The following is a 19,072-nucleotide window of genomic DNA, read 5'->3' on the forward strand; positions in this document are numbered from 1 at the left end:
GATCAGTACCAGTTCATCGCCTGCGAGTGCGACCAGGCTGCGCACGGGGTGCCGTAGGAGCCGTTGATGTACTCGAGTCCCCAGGCGATCTGGGTGCTCGCGTTCGTGGCCCAGTCCGAGCCGGCCGAGGCCATCTTGCTGCCGGGCAGCGCCTGCGGGATGCCGGTGGCCCCGCCGTTGTCGTTGTAGGCCGTGTACTTCCACTCGGATTCCTTCTGCCACAGCTGAGCCAGGCAGGAGAACTGGGATTCGCCCCAGCCGTACCGCGACGAGGCCAGGCTCGCGGCGGTGGCCTTCGCACCGGCGGGGGTGTTGCCGGCGGCCACGGCGTCGGCGGCGGCCTGTGCTTCGGCGGCGGCCTGAGCGTCGGCGGCGGCCTGAGCGGCTGCGGCCTCCACGGCCACCCGGTCGGCTTCCACGGCGGCGGCCTGCACTGTCGCGGTCTGCTCCTTGGCCTGGGTGGTGAGCTCGCTGACCTCGGACAGCGGCATCGAGTAGTAGCCGGCCAGGGTGCTGGACGTGGCCGATAGGGCCGACGCATCCACCTTGTTCGCGGCGGCTTCGAGCGCGGTGTCGGCGTCGACGAGGGCCACGGATGCGGCGAGGTGCGTCTTGCTGATGGCCGCGGCCTTGGCGGCGGCACGGTCGTCGCGCTCCTGCTGGGCCTGCTGCTGCTGGTCGGCGACGGCGGACTGCACGGTGAAACCGGTGCCGGTCACCACCCCGGCGAGCACGAGGCCTCCGGCGAGGAGGGTGAGGCGCTTGCTGCGCGAGCGGCGGTTCTTGCGCTCAGCGCGGGTGCTGGTGGTGCTGGGAATTTCGGGCGTGGCGTTCTGGGTGTTTTCGGGGCGCATAGACTTCCAGGTCGTGTCGGGGTGCGCTCCATCGGGCACGCTCACTGATGGGTGGGCCCACGCGCGCAGAATCGGCGCGGGCAAGCGGCCTAGCCTGCCTAAACTCCCTGAACGGAACCTCAGTTTTTCCTGCCAAAGCCATGTGAACGGGCGCCACACCGCCATGTGAAGGTGCCCATGTGGCGACCAGAATGCCCGGCCAGACGGTTATTCGCACCGCGCATTGCGGCGAGCGCAGGTTGTCCTGTGGGGTAGCGTAAAAAGATGCCCACCACAGACCACACTTCGCAGGCCGCCGCCGATCACTCCGCAGCTCCAACCGGGCCTCCCACCAGCGCCGACCGTCTCATCGCGGCAATCGAGAGCATCAACGACGTCGACGTCGCCAACTCCCCCGAACCCGACCGGGCGGCCGTGCTCGAGCTCATCGACATCATCAACGATGAGCAGCGCTCCAGCTTGCTGTTCGCCCTGCTCCTGGAGCGCATCCGCACCGGTGCCTGACCTCTCCCGGACGCCCGTCGAGCAGCGCGCCCTCGACCTGGAGAAGACCGCCGACTGGTACCGCCGCTTCCGGCTGTTCGAGACTCCGGGCCAGTCCGGGCTCTACGCCGACTGGGCCGGCGGGGTCGAGGACGATGCCGAGGTTCTGGCGCTGATCATCACTCTGCCCCGGCCCAAGCGCCAGCCGAACCTGGTCTTCGCCTGCGCACGTCTGCTCGGCGCACCGCTGGCGGGCTATCCGGTCTTCCGCCGCTGGCTTCTCGAGCAGTGGCCGGCGGTCGCCGCCGAGGCGCTGGTGCGCGCCACCCAGACCAACGAGCCCCGCCGCCTCACCGCGGTCATGCCGATCCTCGCCTCGATCGGCCCGCGGGTGGCCCTGATCGAGGTCGGCGCCAGCGCGGGACTCTGTCTCTATCCGGACCGGTACAGCTACGACTACTCGGGTCGGCGAGTGGATCCCGCCGACGGACCCAGCCCGGTGCTGCTCTCAGCCGAGACCACCGGGCCGGTGCCGTTGCCGGAGCATCCGCCCGAGGTACTCTGGCGCGCCGGCCTCGATCTGAACCCGCTGGACGTTCACGACCCTGAGGACGTGCGCTGGCTCGACACACTCGTCTGGCCCGAGCAGGCCGCGCGCCGCCGGCGACTGGATGCGGCGATCTCGATCGTGCGACGGGACCCACCGCTGCTCGTGCGCGGGGACGCCGCCCACGACCTCGAGGCGCTGGTCGCCCGCGCGCCGGCGGGGGTGCCGCTGGTCATCGTCAGTCCCGCGGTCCTGGTCTACCTGGCCCCCGAGCAGCGGGCGGCCTTCGCGGATGCCGTAACCGGCTTCGGCCGCTGGATCTCGCTGGACGGCGTCGGGGTGCTGCCCCGGGTGGACGCGTTGCTGCCCGAGACGCCGATGCCGGGCGACTTCACAGTTTCCCTCGACGGCCGGCCACTCGCCCGGTGCGGTGCGCACGGACAGAGCCTCGACTGGTTCGTCGGCTAGGTCTCCCCGCAGGGGGCGCTTCTAAGATGGCTGGATGCGTGCACTCGTGGTCCACACCGCAGGCGGCCCGGACGCCCTCACCCTCGATACCGTCCCCGACCTGGTCGTCGGCGCCGGCGACATCCGTATCGCGGTAGCCGCGGCCGGCGTGAACCGGGCCGATGTGCAGCAGCGGATGGGCCTGTACCCGTCGCCGGCCGACGCGCCCCAGTGGCCGGGTCTGGAGGTCTCCGGCACCGTCACCGAGATCGGAGTCGCCGTCACCCGCTTCGCCGTGGGTGACAGGGTCTGCGCCCTGCTGGCCGGCGGCGGCTACGCCACCGAGGCCGTGGTTCATCAAGACCTGGCCCTGCCGGTTCCCGACGCCGTGGACCTGATCGACGCCGCCGCGCTGCCGGAGGCGCTGGCCACAGTGTGGTCGAACGTCTTCATGAGCGCGCGACTCACGGCCGGCCAGACCCTGCTCGTGCACGGCGGCGCCAGCGGCATCGGCACCACCGCGATCCAGCTGGCCCGGCTGGCCGGGGTCCGCGTCCTGGTCACGGCCGGCTCCGCCGAGAAGTTGGCGGTGTGCGGGCAACTCGGCGCAGACGTGCTGATCAACTACCGCGAGCAGGACTTCGTGGCCGAGGTGCTCGCCGCGACCGGAGGGCACGGCGCCGACGTGATCCTGGACATCATGGGCGGCTCGTACGCGGCCCGCAATGTGGCGGCGCTCGCCCTGGGCGGCACCATCATGGTGATCGCCAACCAGAGCGGTGAGGACGCCGTCTTCAACCCGTTCCACCTCATGCAGAAGCGGGGCCGCTACTGGGGCACCACGCTGCGCGCCCGGCCCGCCGTGGAGAAGGCGGCCATCATGGCCGACCTGCTCAGCCGGGTGTGGCCGTGGCTGGACTCCGGCGCACTGAAACCGGTGATCGACAGCAGGTTCTCGTTCGCCGACGCGGCGGAGGCGCATCGCCGGCTGGAAGCATCCGCGCACGTGGGCAAGATCGTGCTGGTGCCCTGACCCGACGCCCGGTTCGGGTGGGGCTCATCGTCAGGTCCGGGCCGCGGCGAGCTCGACCCGGTTGCGGCCGGCGGCCTTGGCCTCGTACAGGGCGGCATCGGCACGGCCGAGCCAGCGGGAGACGCTCTCCCCCTGTTTGAGCAGAGCCACCCCCACGCTGGCGGTGCAGCGAAGCCCCTCGGTGACCGCGCCCCACGGATGGTTGCGCACCTCGCCGAGCAGGCGCTCACAAATCTGCGCGGCCTGGTCGAGGGTGGTGTCGCCGAGCACCAGCAGGAACTCTTCGCCGCCGACCCGCACCGCGAGATCACTGTCGCGGGTGGACTCGCCGAGGATCTCGGCCATGGTGGTGAGCACCCGGTCGCCGGCCGCGTGGCCGTGATCGTCGTTGACCCGCTTGAAGTGATCCATGTCGACCATCACCGCGCACAGTGGTTCCGCACGTTCCCCGGCGAGGCGCATCATCTCGGGCAGCTGCCGGTCGAGGGCCCGGCGGTTGGGCAGCCGGGTGAGCGGGTCGGTGTGTGCCTGCTGGTCAAGCTCCTCGGCACGGATGCGCTGCATCTCCGCTTCCAGCTGCGAACGCTGCGCCTCGTGGCGGGCCTGTTCGATTTCCAGCGAGTTGATCAGCATCCGCGACTGCAACCCGGCGGTCTGCCTAGTGAGTCCGAGAATCAGCACGTGCAGCCGTTCGTGATGGTGCAGGGCCTGCTCGAACCGGCCGGCGCCCCGGTGCATCTCGTAGAGCGACCTGTGCAGCTTCACGTTCAGGGCCGCGTCCTCAGCCACCGACGGGTCGGCGAGCTGGGCGTCCATCATGGCGCAGGCCAGGTCGACGCGACCCTCGGCCTGGGCCACCTCGGCCAGCTGGGAGTCGTTGTTCACGGCCAGGTTGCGGTAGCCATTGGTGACGGCGATGGTCTTGGACCGGCCGGCCTGCCGGCGCGCTTCGGCGTATTCGCCGCGCTCCATGAGGAACCCGACAAGGTTGGTGCGCGCGATGGTCTCGTCGAACGCGTGTCCCTGCTCGACCGCCCGCGCCACGGCGGCACGGATGATGGCGATCCCGTCGGTCAGGGCCACCTGGGCGTCTTCGCCCCTGGCCCGCCGCGCCCGGGCGATTTCCAGATAGCTGTCGCCCAGATTGTTGCGCGCCGCGAACTCGGCCTGAGAGTCACCGAGGGTGTCGGCCAGGGCGAGCGCCTGCCGGCCCAGCTCGATGCTGCGATCGGCGTCGCCGAGGGCCTGGTGCACCATCGACGAACGCGACAGCGCCCAGAACTCCGCCGTGTGGCTACCGCAGAGCCGCGCGGCTTCGAGGGCGCCGAGCACGTGGCCGAGCGCTGGTTCCTCCAGCGCTGTCTCGTGGAACGCGAGCGCGAGGGTGCAGTGCACCATCGACTGGCCGAGCAGGTCACCGCTGGCGGTGAGGTACTCCAGGGCGAGCAGACCGTGCCGCACGGATGCCTCGAACTCGCCCAACCGCAGCCGGTGGCCAGAGAGCAGCTGTCGGGCGCGGGCCTCCTGGCCGGGGGTGATGAACGGGTCGGCGAGCACCTGTTCGGCCTGCGCGGCGCCGGCATGGTGTTGGCCGTCCTGATTGGCCTGGGCGCTCTCGGCGAGCAGCCTCTCGATCGTGGACCGACGGGCGAGCGAGGCCGGCAGACCGGCCGTCCGCAGCGTCTGGTGCAGCTCATCGTCGGATGCCGGGTTCGGCAGGTCGACAAGCTCCACAAAACCGCCGGGCAGGGTCGTGTCACGCCCACCGTCGGCCAGACTCAGGTCGGCGATGCCATCGGCCACCGAATCGACGGCGGCCAGAAGGGCGTCGGATGCCGGCTGTTCGGACGGCACCGTGGCGCCGGCCGGAAGCGGGGCCACCAGATCATCGAAGGTCGTCATGACGACTCACAGGCCCGGACATTACCTGGAGACAGGCCGAGCGTCCTGCCCGCTCGTTTCAGCGGGAAGTGCTGTGTTGGTACGCCAGGTGCCTGCACGGCTCAGTCCCCAAACTGCTCGTATCTCCGAACCTAGCAGCGCCGCACCGGCCGCCGGGGCTGTGTCGCGCTGTCCTGAGCCCCCGTTCGCGGGTGATTTCACCGCAAATGATCGCGCTCTCACGAATGTCGGCACACGAGGCGGTGCCTGGACCGGTCCCGCGCTCCGGTCACCGCCAGCCCAGGCCGGGGGCCACGAAGCGCAGCACAGAATCGAGCAGCTGCGCGTTGTAGTCCACACCCAACTGGTTGGGCACGGTCAGCAACACGGTGTCGGCCGCCGCCACCGCGGCATCCTGCGCCAGCTGCTCGACGAGCAGGTCGGGTTCGCCGATGTAGCTCTTGCCGAACCGGGCGAGGCCACCGTCGAGGTGGCCGACCTGGTCGCGGTTGTCGGCCTGCGCGCGCAGACCGAAGAAGCGGCGGTCCTGCTCGGTGACCAGCGGCATGATGCTGCGACTCACCGACACCCGCGGGGTACCGGGGTGCCCGGCGTCCGCCCAGGCCCGTCGCAAGATTCCGATCTGTTCGGCCTGCAGGTCGCCGAAGTCGGCGCCGGTGTCCTCGGTGAGCAGGGTGGAGCTCATTAGGTTCATGCCCTGTTCGCCCGTCCACTTCGCGGTGGCGCGGCTGCCCGAGCCCCACCAGATGCGCTCGGACAGTCCGGGCGACTGCGGTTCGATGGCAAGCAGGTTGCTGTGCCCGGTGAACTGCGGGTTCGCGGCAGCGATGCCGGCCCCGCGGATGGCGCGGCGGAATTGTGCGGTGCGCTCGCGGGCGTCATCCGCATCGCTGTGGCCGGGGTCGGGCACATGCCCGAACGCCTCGGCGCCGCGCAGGGCGGTCTCGGGTGAGCCGCGGCTGAGGCCGAGCTGCAGCCGTCCGTTGCTGATCAGGTCGGTGATCGCGGCCTCTTCGGCCATGTAGAGCGGGTTCTCGTAGCGCATGTCGATCACGCCGGTGCCCAGCTCGATCCGGCTGGTGCGGGCGGCCATTGCGGCCAGCAACGGGAACGGCGAGGCGAGCTGCCGTGCGAAGTGGTGCACCCGCACCGACGCGCCGTCCACACCGAGCTCCTCGGCCGCCACCGCGAGCTCCACGGTCTGCAGGAGGGCATCGCGTGCGGTCCGCACGAGCGATCCCGGCACCGCCTGGTAGTGGCCGAAGGACAAGAACCCGATCTTCTTCATGGTTCGTGCAGCGTTCCCCGGCTGTGACGTATTCCCGATCTCATCCGCGGTTCTGTGCCGCGGGGACGGTGCTGTGCGGGGTAGGCGCCGGTGTGCGGGTGGCGCGCCACCCGCATACCGGCGCGTGACCCGCAGAACGGCGCCGGGTCGTTAGCCGGACGAGGCCCCGCACCCTGCCAAGCTGAGGACATGCGGCATCTGTTCCTCGACTTCTTCGGCACCCTGGTCAACTACGCGGACTCCCGCGCGGGCCAGGGCTACGCCGACACGCACGCGAGCATGCGGGCCTTCGGCGCGCGCGGCACCGAGCAGGAGACCGCCGATGCCTGGCTGGATGCCTTCCACCAGCTCAACACCGAGTCCGACGTCGACCACCGCGAGTTCACCATGGAAGAGCTGTCGCGGCGCGCGTTCGTGCGGCTGCTCGGCCGGGAACCCGACGCAACCGAGATCGCCGCGGGAGCGGCGAGCAACATGGCGGACTGGGAGCGCGGGGTGGTGCTGATCCCCGGTATGGCCCAGACGCTCCGGGAACTGGGCCAGAGCTTCACGCTGACCATCGTCTCGAACACGCACAGCGCATCCGTCGTGCCCCGCCAGCTGGCGGCCATGGGGGCCACCGACCTCATCGCCAACATTGTGACGTCGCTCGAGGTGGGTTTTCGGAAGCCCCATTCGGCGATCTACCAGGCGGCCCTCGACACGGCGGAGGCCGATCCGGCCCGGGTGATCTTCGTCGGCGACACCTGGGATGCAGACTTCGACGGCCCGCGGGCGCACGGCATGGAGGCCGTGCTCGTGGCGCCCGCCCCGCGCGACGGGGTGCCGGAGACCCGTCGGGTCACCTCGGTGCTCGACCTGCCCGACCTGCTCTCGTTCCGCTACCCGAGCACCCGCCCGATCAGCACCCGCGGGGTGGCATAACTCCAGCGGTTCCCGGCGCCGCGTCTACCCGCGCAGCGGGGCGCGACGGAGGGCGCCCCAGCCGAGGCCGAAGGCCAGCGCGGCGGGAATCAGCAGCGCGGCGAAGAAGCTGACGGTGCTGATCCCCATCAGCCAGTCGATGATCGACGGGGCCGTGCCGGTGAGGACCGCGAAGGCGATGAGTCCCAGCACCAGCAGAGCCACAGCCGCCCAGAGGACCAGCATTCCCAGTGAGCGCCAGCGGGCGTAGACGGCGGCGAACGCCGACGTGACGGCGAAGATCAGGATCTGCAGGGCGAAGAGGGAGAGCCACACCGCGCCGGCACCGACCTCGCCGAGCCAGAGCGCCGTGAAGTGGTGGAACACGACGCCGGACTCGTTGATCGCCCGCTCGATCTCGGTGAGGATGGCCCAGCCGGTGGCGTTGAAGGCCGCGATCACGACATAGGTGAGCAGCGTGCCCAGGGCGTATTCCCGGCGGGTGATGCTGAAGCCCAGCGCGAAGGGGAAGACCGCGCTCACGGCCTGAACGCCCACCACGGCGAGGTACCAGAGCGGCGAGAGCACCGCCCAGCTGTAGCTCATGCCCTGCAGGGCGTCTTGTCGGCCGGCCTCGGGCACCGCCGCGGAGATCAACAGCGCCACCACGATCGAGATGAACAGGGCGACTCCGGTGATGATCCAGGGGATGCCCACATAGGTGAGGCGATTGACCAGGTGCAGCCGCATCACCTTGACGAGGCGGTGCCGGCTTGCCAGGCGGGGCACCGGAGGTGCGGTACTGATGGCGGTCATGATGTGCTCCTCACTCGTGGACGACCGACGCGACGGCGGGCGCCGGCGCCGATCGGGTGCTCAGGTCGACGATCAGTTGTTGGAAGGACACCGGTGCAATCTCGAGGTTCGCAGCGGTGGCGGCGCGGTGGTCGGCGGCGGTCAGCCGGCCCGCGATGGTCACGGTGGCCAGGCCGCCGAGGGTATCGCGATGCAGAATCTGACGGCCCTCGACGAAGCTGTCGACGTCGCCGGCCCGTCCCGCTACCGCGGCGGCGCTGCCGCGCAGGCTCTCGGCGCTCTGGTCGAGCAGCAAGCGGCCCTCGTCGAGGACCAGCACGTGCTCGAGGAGGTTGCTCACCTCATCGATCAGGTGGGTCGACAGCAGGATCGTGCGGGGCCGCTCGGCGTAGTCGGCGAGCAGGGTGTCGTAAAAGGTGTGCCGGGCCACGGCGTCCAGGCCGAGGTAGGGCTCGTCGAAGATCGTGATGCTGGCCCGACTGGCTAGGCCCACGATGACGCCGAGAGCGGACTGTTGGCCGCGGGAGAGTTTCTTCACGTCTCGCTTGAGCGGCAGCCGGAACTTGCCGACCAGGTCATCGGCGAACGCGGCATCCCAGTCGGCGAAGAACCACGGGGCCCCGGCTAGAACGTGCCGGGCCTGGAAACCGTCGGGGTAGCGCTGCGCCTCCGACACGAAGCAGATCTGCTGCAGGACGGTGCTGTTTTCCACCGGATTCTCGCCGAAAAGGCGCACGCTGCCGGCGCTGGGGAAGTCCTGGCCGGTCAGCATCCGCATCAGGGTGGTCTTGCCGGCACCGTTGCGGCCGAGCAGCCCGCAGATCATGTTGGGTTGGAGGCTGAACGTCACGTCCCACAGCGCCGCGACGTCCCGGTAGCTGCGGCTGAGGCCATCCACCTGGATGACCGGGTTCTGGCTGTTCATCGTGTCTCCCTTTCGCTGAGCTGGTTCTCGATGAGCTGGGTGATCTGGTCGGGCTTGATGCCCAGGCTGGCGGCTTCGGCGAGCATCGGGGCGATGTACTCCAGCACGAAAAGTTCGCGCCGGCGCGCCGTGATGCGCTCCCGGGCACCGGCGGCCACGAACATGCCGATCCCCCGGCGTTTGTAGAGGATGCCCTGCTCGACGAGCAGGTTCACTCCCTTGCCGGCGGTGGCCGGATTGATGCGGTAGAACATCGCGAATTCATTGGTCGAGGGCACCTGGCCCTCTTCGCTGAGCGCGCCGGACAGGATGTCGTTCTCGACCCGCTCAGCGATCTGCTGGAAGATCGGTCGAGCCTCATCCATCACGACGATTACCTCCGTGGTTAGTTACCTAACTAATGAACCACAGGACCGCGGCGCGCGCAAGGCCCCGGCGCGGCGACCAGCGCGCGTGACTGGGTAAGCTCGGCGAATGATTACCGAGGGGTTCAGCATCCGCGCCACACGGGTGGACGACTGGCGTGAGGTGCGCGCGCTGCGCCTGGAGATGTTGCAGGACACCCCGATCGCGTTCGGCGAGACCCTGCAGGACGCCCTCGGTCACACCGACAGTGAATGGCGGATGCGCGCCGCCCGCGGCACCGCCGAACACGGCACGGTTTTGGTCGCGATCGACCCCGCCGGTCGCTGGGTGGGCACCATGGGCGGGTACGTGCCCGACGCGACCACCGGCGCATTGCTCGTGGGCGTGTATGTGTCGCCGGAGCACCGCGGCCGCGATGCCGGGGTCTTCGACGCCCTGCTCGTCGCGATCCAGGAATGGGCCCGAGGCGAGGGCGACCGGCTGACCCTGCACGTGCACGAGGACAATGCCCGCGCCCGCGCCGCCTACCTGCGCCGGGGATTCACCGAGACCGGGCACCGGGTGCAGTACGTCCTGGACTCCAGCGCCATGGAGATCGAGATGGTCAAGCCGCTCTAGCGGCCACCGCCGCCACCGCCCCCACCACCACCGCCGGAGAAGCCGCCGCCACCGGATCCGCCGGAGAAGCTGCCGCCACCGCTGCTCGACCACGAGGACGTGGGCGTCTGAGTGGTGTTCATCGAGTTGACCATGCCGCCGAGGGCCGTGGACAGGTGGATGCCACTGAAGGCGTTCTGCGAGAGGAACCAGTCCGGCGCGGTCGTGGCCTGCTCGTAGTGCACCTCGAGCTCAGCGGCCCACTCTTTCTCCACACCCCAGAGCACCGCGAACGGCAGGAGCTTTTCGTAGAGTTTCACCAGTTCCACGGTGTCGAGGGTGGATGCGGCGGGTTCCATCCCGGGCACGGTACGGGGCACGGTCACTCGCAGGGCGCCATCCGGGCTCTGCAGCATGCGGAACCTGTCCGCCTCGGCCAGGTCGAGATACATCTTCATGCCGGCGAGGTAGTCGCGCCGTTCCAGGCCGGCCGCGGTGAGCAGCAGCGACCGACTCCCCGCGACGATGCCCACTATCACGGCGGACGCGGCGAGGAGCAACAACGGAGACCACCAGATCGCGGGCGGGTCGCCGATCACGAGAACTGCCACGACCAGGGCGACCAGCGCGCCGAGACCGACGAGCAGACGGATCCTTGCCCGGGTCAGGGCCGGTCGAGCGCGCCAGCCGCGGGCGGTGTTGCGAACCGTCGCATCTGCTGTGGCGGCCTTGAGCCCGCGGGCGAGCGGGTCGTTGGTGACCCCGAGTTCGCACACCGCACCAGCCGGCAGCCCGGGGAAGAAGGTGGCGAGCACGGCGAGCTCCTGGTCGTCGACGCCGTCGGTGCGGAGAAGCTGCAGCGTGTAGTCGCCGCCGTCGGCGCTGACCGGGTAGTCCAGGATGCGCACGTTACCGCGCACCGCAAAGCTCACGATTTGCGCAGCCATGGCCGACTTCGGCCGACCGATGAGGTCGGCGGCCTCGAGGAGGTTGTAGCCGTCCGGAACGCTGTACTGGGCGATGATGGTGCCGCCCTTCGGGTCGCGGGGGCGCGCGAAGGTCCGGGCGAGAACGAACACCCCACCGAGCATGGCCATGCCCAGCAGCCCGAACGGGAACCCGCCGAAGCCGGACGAGGGACCGAAGCCGGGCGAGTTGTCGGCGTCGGACCTCGCCTCGGCGGGCACCTGCACGAAGGTGCCGAGCGTGAAACCGATGGCAATGGTGAGATTCTCGCCCGGGCCCAGATCGGCGGCCTCGGCGGTGAACATCTGGCCGGCCGGGGCGGCGGCATCCGGGTCAGCTTCCTGCACGATCTGGCAATCGCCGCTCTCCCCCTGAGCCCCGGTGTAGCAGGCGTTGTTGCCGGTCAGGAAGGGGGCGATCACCGGATCGACGTGCACCCGGGCGGCGACGGTACCGAACTGCTGGTCGAAACCGGTGCCGTTGGTGTCCCAGTAGAATTCGTCGTCGTTGGTGTCAGCGAACGCGCGCACCACGTTCTGCTGGGTGTAGCTGATGACGTACGTCTGGGTGCCGCGCACGAACTCGTCGGTTCCGAGCGCAAGCTCGGTAAAACCACCGTTGATCTCGGTCTCGAAGTACACCGGCTCGCCCTGAGCATCGGTGACGGACTCTACCGTCGTGTTCAGCGGCACACCGTCATAGTCGTTGGGGATGGCGCGGATGATGCCGCGGTTCTGGTCGAAGTCGGGGAACTCGGCCACGAAGGTCTCGACAGTGCGCAGGGTGGAGAGCCCGGCATCGTCGCGGCCCAGGTAGTACTCCCCCGCGTACAGCGCGAAGGTGAAGTCCGAGGTGTCGGCGGGCACAGCCGCGCGCACGCTCCCGACCACGTTCGAATGCGCAGCCGGAGCTGCCGATGCCGCCGTTACCGGGCTCAGCGCAGTGGCGTTCGTCGCCAGCGGGGCGCCGACCGCCAGCACAGCAGCAACGACAACAGCGGACAGGACCTTCAGAAGACGCGTCACGCCCCCGAGCCTAGTGACCACCTCACATTGAGGTCGAAGGCATGCCGCTCCACGACTGTCCCCTCGGGCAGGTCCCCGGCCACGGCTAGCAGCCAATCGACGAAGTCAGCCACCGGAAAGTCGCTGCAGTCCGGGCACCGTCCCATGAGCTCGAGTCCCGCCATCGACGCGGCGAGGTACTCCTGCCGAGTGAGCCCGGGGATGTCCCGCACCAACGCTGTGGTCGTGTGCCTGGTAGAGCTCAGGCCGGAGAACGAGCGTCCGCACCCGCACGCTCCGAACGGGTTGCGCTCGCTCGAGGGTGAGTGAGTAGGTGACGTCAGGCTAGACGGAGCCACCGACATCCGCGGGCCTAGAAGCCCTCGGGCGTGTGCGGCCGGTACGGGGCGGCCAACCGGGCCAGCTCGTCGGCGGTGAGGGTGAGGTCCACGGACGCGACGGCATCCAGGAGGTGGTGCGCCTGGGTGACGCCCACGATGGGCGAGGACACGGCCGGCTGCTGGCGCACCCAGGCCAGCGCCACTTGGGCGCGGGGCACCCCGCGCTCTGCGGCCACCTGGGCCACGGCGCGCGCGATCTCGCGGTCGCCCTCCTCCTGCTGTTTGTACAGGGTCTGGCCGAAGGTGTCGGTTTCGGAGCGGTCGGTGGTCTCATGCCAATCGCGGGTGAGCTTGCCGCGGGCCAGCGGGCTCCACGGCAGCACGCCAACGCCCTGATCGAGACAGAACGGCAGCATCTCGCGTTCCTCCTCGCGGTTGAGCAGGTTGTACTGGTCCTGCATCGACACGAAGCGGGTGAAACCATGGAGATCGGCGGTGTACTGAGCTTTCGCGAACTGCCACGCGTACATCGACGAAGCGCCGATGTACCGGGCCTTTCCGGCCCTGACCACGTCATGCAGCGCCTCCATGGTCTCTTCGATCGGCGTCAGCGGGTCCCAGCGATGGATCTGATAGAGGTCGACGTGGTCGGTGCCCAGCCTGGTGAGACTGTGGTCGATCTCGGCCAGGATGGCGCGGCGCGAGAGTCCGGCACCGTTGGGGCCCGGCCGCATCCGCCCGTGCACCTTCGTGGCGAGCACGTTCCGGTCCCGCGAGCTGAAGTCCCGCAGCGCCCGGCCGAGGATCTCCTCGCTGCTGCCGTCGGAGTACACGTTGGCGGTGTCGAAGGTGGTGATGCCGGCTTCCAGTGCCTGCCAGATCAGCGGGCGACTGGTCTCCTCCGGCAGCGTCCAGGAATGATTGCCGCGCATCGGATTGCCGAAGCTCATACAGCCCAGCGTGATCGCCGACACCTCGAGTCCGGTGCTGCCCAGTCGCACGTATTTCATGGCGTTCCCTTCGTTGCGAAGCCGAGCCGCTTAGAGGCCGGCGCCCCTGCCGGTGTTCCGAATCTTCGGGCTCTGGGCCGCTTCGGTCTCGCTGCGGGAGTCGTGCTCGGCGCGCTGATGAGCGGAGAGCGGAGCTGAGCGAGGGCGGCGGGAGATCACGTAGAGGAACACGGAGACGGCGATCGCCACCGCCAGGATGAGGATCCCCAGGATCAGGCTGAACGTTTCGGACACTAGGTCCTCCAAGCGTTGCGGATGGGTCACTCGGGCCGGTTGGGCCTTCACAAAGGTCTACCGTCTGAGCGCGCCGGCGTCAATTGTGCCGTCGCGGATGACCCCCCGGTGCCGGCACTCCCGCGGTACGCTCCGTTCATGGTCGATCGTTATCGCTCAGTGGAGGAGTACCTCGCCGCGCAGCCCGCAGAACGACTGCCCGTGATCCAGGCGCTGCGGCAGCTCGTTCTGGAGGCCAACCCGGCCGCAGAGGAACACATCAAGTGGAACTCCCCCAGTTTTGTACTCGCCGGGGTCGACCAAGCCACGATCAGCGCTCAGGGCAAAAACGGGGTGCGGCTGGTGCTGCACCGGGGCGCGACCACCGCCGAGAACCCGGATGCCGCATCCGCTTTCATCGGTGACCCGAACGGCCTGCTCACCTGGCACTCTGATATCCGGGCGAGCCTGCTCGTCACCGATCTCGCCGATCTGGAGCACAAACGTGCAGCGGCCGTCGAAGTCGTGCGCGCTTGGCTCGCCGAGGGCACCGACTCCCCGTGACCGGAGGTCCCGGTGCCGTCACGGGCTGGGTTGGATAATCCAACCAAAGGTAGACTACGCACATGTCAACGGGACCCTCCGATGCTCGTGCGCACCCCGTCTCGTCGAAACGCTCCGGCGACGACCTGCGTTGCTCCATCGCGCGCACTATGCAGGTGCTCGGCGACCGGTGGACGATCCTGATCGTGCGGGAGGGTTTCCGCGGACACACCCGGTTCAGCGACTTCCGACGGGTGCTCGGCATCCCCACCGACATCCTCACCTCCCGGCTGTGCTCGCTGGTGGCCGCCGGGGTGTTCGAACGCCGCGGCTACCGCGAGCCGGGCGCCCGTGAACGTTTCGATTACCACCTCACCGCCGCCGGCGACGCGCTGCTCCCGGTGCTCGGCGCGCTTGCCCAGTGGGGTGACGACTACCGGCCGTCCGGTCACGGCCCCAGCCGGCTCTACCAGTACGCCGACACCAGCGAACCCACCTCGGTCGCGTTCGTCACCGCCGCCGGCGTCGTGGTGCCGTTGGCCGACATCGCCATCGTGCCGGGGCCGGGCGAGAACGACCCTGACATCGGCCCCACCCGCCCCCTCGCCGCCGCGCACCCCTGATCGCCGGGCTCGGCTGGGCCGCCGGCAGCCGGCGCTGCAGTCAGTTCGGCGGAAGGTTGACCGTGTCACCCTCGGAGGTGAGGTCGGCGCCTTCGCGCAGCTCCAGGACCTCGATCGTGGGATCGGCGACCAGCGCGTCCACGAGTGCCCGGGTGCCGGCGATCACCGTAGAGTCGAAGTCGATCTCGCTCACCAGCACCCAGGCGTGGTCGTCCGGCCAGATCAGGTTCGGCGACTGCGGCCACGTCGAATCGGTCCATGGCGCATCCGTCAGCCAGGCCGGGTCGACGAACCGGCGGATGCCCGCGTCGAACAAGACATAGTCCCGCCCGGGCAGTCGCAGCCGAGCACCGGACGACACATCGGCGGGCAGCAGGCCGGGGCCCCTCGAATCATCGGGCTCGACCATCGCGGCGAGCGCCGCCTGCCGGAGCCTCGCCTCGGCGGCCTCAGTCTCACGATCGGTCGCACGATCGGATGCGCGGTCGGCCGCCTCTTCGTCGCTCACCATGATCACGGAGACCCCGGTACCGCTGACGAGTCCACCCCAGCCCTCCCACACGGCCGCGATTCCGGCATCCGGGGTGCCGGTGTGGGCGGCCAGGTGCAGGGCCACGGCGGCGAGTACGGCCACGTCGAGGGTGCCCACGGCGGGTTCGGAGTACCGCCAGCCGTCGGCATCCACCAGTTCGTTGTACTCGTTGGGCACCCCGCGGTTCAGCCGGCCGAACTGCGCGAGCGGATGCATGGTGGCACCCCCGACCTCGGCCACCCGCGCCCACGGCACGCTCCGGTAGTCGATGCCGGACGCAAACCCCCGGTTTGGGCCCGACCAGGTGCCGGTGCCGGCTGGCCGGTCAATCGTGACGGGGTGGAACACCCGCGCGTACGCTTCGAAACCATGCGGCACCGCGGAGTGCATGTTTCGCCACCGCACGTCCAGCCGCTCGCGCAGCCACTCACCGCGCCCCACGTCGCCCACCCAGTCCATACCTCACCGTAGGACCTGCGCGGCCAGAACACACTCCCCCGATCAGCCGCGGGATGCACAACTCCTGCTATTTCTTCCGGCCGGCCGGTGGCGCCCCGGATTCAGCGGACGACTCGCCGCCGTCCCATGGCTCTGGAGGAGTTATACCCCCGATCGGGTGGTTTCGCTGGGGGTGTGGGCGCAACTCCCGGGCACCCTTCCCGGGTCCCGGCCGCGGCAGTACCGTGTCGGGCATGAGGCGGATGTGCCCCTCGCCGATGACACTGAATGGAGGCCTACCTTGAGCAGCACGCCCACCCGCCGCCGCGGTTACCTGCCGCCCAGCCGCTTCATGCGGCACGTCGTCAACCCGGTCGCCCGGGCCTGCGGCACCCCCACCCTCATCGTGCGTGGTCGCATCAGCGGCCGGGAGATCAGCACCCCGGTGGCACCGTTCCGGTTCGAGGGCGACCGGTATGTCATCGCCGGCCGCGGCGAGACCCAGTGGGTGCGCAACCTCCGGGTCGCCGGTCGCTGCGAGCTACGCATCCGGTGGCGCCGACACCCGTACCGGGCCACCGAGCTGCGGGGCCTCGAACACGACCAGGTCGCCGCCGACTACCTCGAGAAACTGGGCCGTCGGGCCAGGCCGTTCCTGGCCGAGCTGCCGGATCTGGTCGACCATCCGATCTTCAGGCTGGAACTCTGCGAGGCACCGGTGCGCAGCTAAACCCGCCGCTCACCGCACGGGCAGCCCCACCAGGCGCAGCCACGCGGCGAGGTGCGGTTCGTCGAGCACCGGAGCCCGCAGCCCGACGTAGCCGTCCGGTCGCACGACGAGCATGCCGGTGCCGGGCCTGTCGTCGAGCCGGTAACTGTGCACCAGCGGGCTCAGCATCCGGTCGGGCACCGGTCGCGCGTTCGCCTGCAACAGGATGTGCACCCCCGGCCGCGCGAGCAACGCGTGCAGGCGCACCCGACGGCCCTCGCAGCGCACCAGGGTGTCGGGCACCCGCGAGCCCGGCCGCAGCACCCGCCGGGCCAGCCCGCCGCGCACCGGGGTGAGTGACGCGCGCACGTCCATCGACAGCGGACTGTGCGGGTACCGCAGCCGGAACTGCGAGAGGGTGCGGATGCCCACCGCGGTCAGCCGGCGTTGCCGGGCGAGCCAGGGCAGCACCGGCCCGGCCACAGGCACCAGCACCGCCCGGCCGAGCTGGGCCAGCGGATGCAGACTCGCCTCGGCCCAATATATGGTGTGCGTCAGCCGCAGCACGGCCCGGTCGGCGGGGCGACGCTCCAGCGCGTACGAGTCCAGCAGCGCCGAACCGGGCCGGGCGGCCAGGGAGCCGCCCGGCCGCGTGTCACCCGGGGTGTCCGCCGTCTCGGGCAGCCGCCGGACGGCCGCGGCTGCGAACGCCAGCTTCCAGCCGAGGTTCACGGCGTCGTGGATGCCGGCGTTCATGCCCTGCGCGCCCGCCGGCGAATGCACGTGGGCGGCATCGCCGGCCACGAACAGCGGACCCCGGCTGAACCGGCTGGCGATCCGGTGTTGCAGCCGCACCTGGGCCGACCAGGCCACCTCGATGATCTGCGCCGGCAGCCCGGCCTCGTCGACCAGCCGCTGCAGTTGCTCCTGCGGTACGGGCGGACCCGGCTGGCCGAACGGCTGCCGGTCGTCGCCGGCCCGTCGGGTGGCGAGCATCCGCCAGGTGGCCCGTTCACCGATGTTGAACAGGAATACCAGCCCCTGCCGCCCGACGACCACATGCGCGACCCCGGTCTCGAGCATCACCGGCGCCACCGCCCGCGATCCGGCGCCGGCGGGGCCCAGCTCCACGTCCGCGAGCACCACCTCCTGGTCGTAGTCGCCACCGAGGAATCCGCCGACCGACCGGCGCACCAGGCTCGCCGGCCCGTCACAGCCGGCCAGGTAGCGGCACAGCACGTCCTCGTCCGGCTCATCGTCCGCGGTGCGCAGCACGGCCCGGGCGCCGCCCTGACCCAGCCGCGCCAGCCGCACCACCTCCGCACCGCGCTGCACCAGCACGCCGCGTTCGGCGAGCGCGGCGGCCAGCACGGCCTCCACGTCGGACTGCCGCACCAGCAGCGGGTGCGGGAACGCGGTGCCGGGCAGATCAAGCTTCTCGATCGACACCGACACCACCCGCGAGGGCAGGTGCAGCCGCACCGACGGTGCGGAGTCGCCGAGCGCGAGCAGGGCATCCGTCACCCCCAGCGGACGTAAGAGTTCGAGGGTGCGCGGATGCATCACCATCGCCCGCGACGGCCGGAACGCCTCCGGCCGGCGTTCGACGACACGCACCCGGGCGCCGTGGTCGACGGCCTGCAGCGCAAGGGTGAGGCCGGTCGTGCCGGCACCCACAATCAGAAGATCGGTGTCGAAATCGGTCATGCGGGTTCGCGCACCCGGCGCTTGGCGGACATCGGCTCGGCCGGACGCCACCAGTCCCCCGCAACGCCGACAGCCCCGGCCGAAAACCGGTACGGATCGCGCAGGAACTCGTCCCGGTGCACCCCGGGCAGTACCGCGTAGTGGATCGATCCGGGTTCGCTGCCCAGCGCGAGCACCCGCCACAGGGTGCGGGCGTAGGTTTCCGCGAGCTCCGGGCCGTCCCACTCGTAGATGCCCCGGTACAACCCGTTGATGTCGTGGGTCAGCCACAGCTTCGACACGTAGCCGGGAAAGCCGACGAACAGCGGGGTGTTCATGATGCTCTGCACCCGAAACCAGCGGTGCGCCCGGCCGCGCAGCAGCCGCAGGCGAAACCCCACCACCAACACCGTGGGGGTGCGGGCCGCCGCACGGTCCACCACTGTTTCGCGGTAGACCACCGCGCGGCTGCCGTCGGCGAACGACAGTCGCTTGCCGGCGTTGCCCCGCGGCAAGTGGATGCGCCGCTGCACGATCAGCAGACCGGTGCGCGCCACGCAGGCGGCCAGGCCCCGCACCGCCGGGCCCAGCGGAAGAGGCGGTTTCTCGCTCATCATGGTCGCTCCTCCCGATACCAGCGGCGGCCACCGTCGCCGGCGGCCGGTCCCCCGACGGTGCCAGCATAGGCAGCCGGTCCGTTTCGGGGAAGGCCCGGCCGGGGCACCTGGATGGGTACCGGTTGTGGCGCTGGAATCGCCGGGTAAGCAGATGCGCCTGCACAGTTGCGCCTCTTCGTGGGTCCGGGTGGCCGGAGGCGTCCAAGGGGCCGACGTCGGTGCACGCTTG

Annotated in this window: 21 protein-coding genes; 8 read left to right on the forward strand and 13 right to left on the reverse strand. The window is 70.1% G+C overall.

Going from position 1 to position 19,072, the window contains the following annotated elements:
- Positions 1-2: 2 nt before the first annotated feature.
- Positions 3-854 (reverse strand): aggregation-promoting factor C-terminal-like domain-containing protein, encoded by an 852-nt coding sequence (locus tag C3B61_RS16955; protein WP_103461669.1) that lies wholly within the window; start codon positions 852-854, stop codon positions 3-5.
- 264 nt (positions 855-1,118) lie between these two features.
- On the opposite strand from C3B61_RS16955, the gene C3B61_RS16960 reads away from it, so the two are divergent.
- The 3 genes from C3B61_RS16960 to C3B61_RS16970 are packed head-to-tail and all read left to right on the forward strand — an operon-like array spanning position 1,119 to position 3,364.
- On the forward strand, positions 1,119-1,358 hold the full coding sequence (locus tag C3B61_RS16960) for a hypothetical protein (protein WP_103461670.1): 240 nt from the start codon (positions 1,119-1,121) through the stop codon (positions 1,356-1,358).
- The gene (locus tag C3B61_RS16965) at positions 1,351-2,352 is read left to right on the forward strand and encodes a DUF2332 domain-containing protein (RefSeq protein ID WP_244285979.1); all 1,002 of its coding nucleotides are present in this window, start codon (positions 1,351-1,353) and stop codon (positions 2,350-2,352) included. The genes C3B61_RS16960 and C3B61_RS16965 overlap by 8 nt, the downstream gene beginning before the upstream one ends.
- A gap of 34 nt (positions 2,353-2,386) precedes the next feature.
- The gene (locus tag C3B61_RS16970; protein ID WP_103461672.1) at positions 2,387-3,364 is read left to right on the forward strand and encodes an NAD(P)H-quinone oxidoreductase; all 978 of its coding nucleotides are present in this window, start codon (positions 2,387-2,389) and stop codon (positions 3,362-3,364) included.
- A 30-nt stretch (positions 3,365-3,394) separates the two neighbouring features.
- Here C3B61_RS16970 and C3B61_RS16975 read toward each other — a convergent pair whose 3' ends face one another.
- Positions 3,395-5,266, reverse strand: coding sequence for a GGDEF domain-containing protein (locus C3B61_RS16975; protein WP_103461673.1), 1,872 nt, complete (start codon positions 5,264-5,266; stop codon positions 3,395-3,397).
- A 268-nt stretch (positions 5,267-5,534) separates the two neighbouring features.
- On the reverse strand, positions 5,535-6,554 hold the full coding sequence (locus tag C3B61_RS16980; protein ID WP_103461674.1) for an LLM class flavin-dependent oxidoreductase: 1,020 nt from the start codon (positions 6,552-6,554) through the stop codon (positions 5,535-5,537).
- A 189-nt stretch (positions 6,555-6,743) separates the two neighbouring features.
- Between C3B61_RS16980 and C3B61_RS16985 the strand changes: the two genes are divergently transcribed.
- Complete coding sequence (locus C3B61_RS16985; RefSeq protein ID WP_103461675.1) at positions 6,744-7,478, forward strand: HAD family hydrolase; 735 nt, start codon at positions 6,744-6,746, stop codon at positions 7,476-7,478.
- A gap of 24 nt (positions 7,479-7,502) precedes the next feature.
- On the opposite strand, the gene C3B61_RS16990 is transcribed toward C3B61_RS16985, so the two are convergent.
- Genes C3B61_RS16990 through C3B61_RS17000 form a run of 3 tightly spaced genes read right to left on the reverse strand, consistent with a single transcriptional unit; the run spans position 7,503 to position 9,563 of the window.
- Entirely contained in the window at positions 7,503-8,273 is a 771-nt protein-coding gene (locus C3B61_RS16990; RefSeq protein ID WP_103461676.1) for a hypothetical protein, read from the reverse strand.
- Between the two features lie 10 nt (positions 8,274-8,283).
- Positions 8,284-9,198, reverse strand: a complete 915-nt coding sequence (locus C3B61_RS16995; RefSeq protein WP_103461677.1) for an ABC transporter ATP-binding protein — start codon at positions 9,196-9,198, stop codon at positions 8,284-8,286.
- Positions 9,195-9,563: a GntR family transcriptional regulator gene (locus tag C3B61_RS17000; RefSeq protein ID WP_103461678.1), complete on the reverse strand. Its 369-nt coding sequence runs from the start codon at positions 9,561-9,563 to the stop codon at positions 9,195-9,197. Before C3B61_RS17000 ends, C3B61_RS16995 begins: the two co-directional genes overlap by 4 nt.
- A gap of 109 nt (positions 9,564-9,672) precedes the next feature.
- Here C3B61_RS17000 and C3B61_RS17005 point away from each other — a divergent pair, with 109 nt between their 5' ends.
- Positions 9,673-10,182, forward strand: a complete 510-nt coding sequence (locus tag C3B61_RS17005) for a GNAT family N-acetyltransferase (RefSeq protein WP_103430054.1) — start codon at positions 9,673-9,675, stop codon at positions 10,180-10,182.
- On the opposite strand, the gene C3B61_RS19965 is transcribed toward C3B61_RS17005, so the two are convergent.
- Genes C3B61_RS19965 through C3B61_RS17020 form a run of 4 tightly spaced genes read right to left on the reverse strand, consistent with a single transcriptional unit; the run spans position 10,179 to position 13,716 of the window.
- Positions 10,179-12,152: a DUF2207 family protein gene (locus tag C3B61_RS19965; protein ID WP_208858846.1), complete on the reverse strand. Its 1,974-nt coding sequence runs from the start codon at positions 12,150-12,152 to the stop codon at positions 10,179-10,181. The two genes, C3B61_RS17005 and C3B61_RS19965, sit on opposite strands and share 4 nt — an antisense overlap.
- On the reverse strand, positions 12,149-12,496 hold the full coding sequence (locus C3B61_RS20350; RefSeq protein ID WP_423739433.1) for a DUF7715 family protein: 348 nt from the start codon (positions 12,494-12,496) through the stop codon (positions 12,149-12,151). The genes C3B61_RS19965 and C3B61_RS20350 overlap by 4 nt, the downstream gene beginning before the upstream one ends.
- An 8-nt stretch (positions 12,497-12,504) precedes the next feature.
- Positions 12,505-13,482 carry an aldo/keto reductase gene (locus tag C3B61_RS17015; RefSeq protein ID WP_103461679.1) on the reverse strand — a complete coding sequence of 326 codons (978 nt, stop codon included), beginning with the start codon at positions 13,480-13,482 and terminating at the stop codon, positions 12,505-12,507.
- Positions 13,483-13,512: 30 nt separating this feature from the next.
- A complete protein-coding gene (locus tag C3B61_RS17020; protein WP_103461680.1) occupies positions 13,513-13,716 on the reverse strand; it encodes a hypothetical protein in 204 nt (67 codons plus the stop codon).
- 138 nt (positions 13,717-13,854) lie between these two features.
- Between C3B61_RS17020 and C3B61_RS17025 the strand changes: the two genes are divergently transcribed.
- Positions 13,855-14,259, forward strand: a complete 405-nt coding sequence (locus C3B61_RS17025; protein WP_103461867.1) for a DUF1801 domain-containing protein — start codon at positions 13,855-13,857, stop codon at positions 14,257-14,259.
- Between the two features lie 62 nt (positions 14,260-14,321).
- On the forward strand, positions 14,322-14,861 hold the full coding sequence (locus C3B61_RS17030) for a winged helix-turn-helix transcriptional regulator (RefSeq protein WP_103461681.1): 540 nt from the start codon (positions 14,322-14,324) through the stop codon (positions 14,859-14,861).
- 40 nt (positions 14,862-14,901) lie between these two features.
- Here C3B61_RS17030 and C3B61_RS17035 read toward each other — a convergent pair whose 3' ends face one another.
- A complete protein-coding gene (locus tag C3B61_RS17035) occupies positions 14,902-15,852 on the reverse strand; it encodes a hypothetical protein (protein ID WP_165791209.1) in 951 nt (316 codons plus the stop codon).
- A gap of 280 nt (positions 15,853-16,132) precedes the next feature.
- Here C3B61_RS17035 and C3B61_RS19795 point away from each other — a divergent pair, with 280 nt between their 5' ends.
- Entirely contained in the window at positions 16,133-16,561 is a 429-nt protein-coding gene (locus C3B61_RS19795) for a nitroreductase/quinone reductase family protein (RefSeq protein ID WP_103430060.1), read from the forward strand.
- Between the two features lie 9 nt (positions 16,562-16,570).
- Here C3B61_RS19795 and C3B61_RS17045 read toward each other — a convergent pair whose 3' ends face one another.
- Positions 16,571-18,247, reverse strand: a complete 1,677-nt coding sequence (locus tag C3B61_RS17045) for an FAD-dependent monooxygenase (RefSeq protein WP_103461684.1) — start codon at positions 18,245-18,247, stop codon at positions 16,571-16,573.
- On the reverse strand, positions 18,244-18,843 hold the full coding sequence (locus C3B61_RS17050) for a hypothetical protein (protein WP_103461685.1): 600 nt from the start codon (positions 18,841-18,843) through the stop codon (positions 18,244-18,246). Before C3B61_RS17050 ends, C3B61_RS17045 begins: the two co-directional genes overlap by 4 nt.
- Positions 18,844-19,072: the final 229 nt, after the last annotated feature.

Source organism: Cryobacterium zongtaii (assembly GCF_002909375.1).
In the GTDB taxonomy this organism is placed as follows: domain Bacteria; phylum Actinomycetota; class Actinomycetes; order Actinomycetales; family Microbacteriaceae; genus Cryobacterium; species Cryobacterium zongtaii.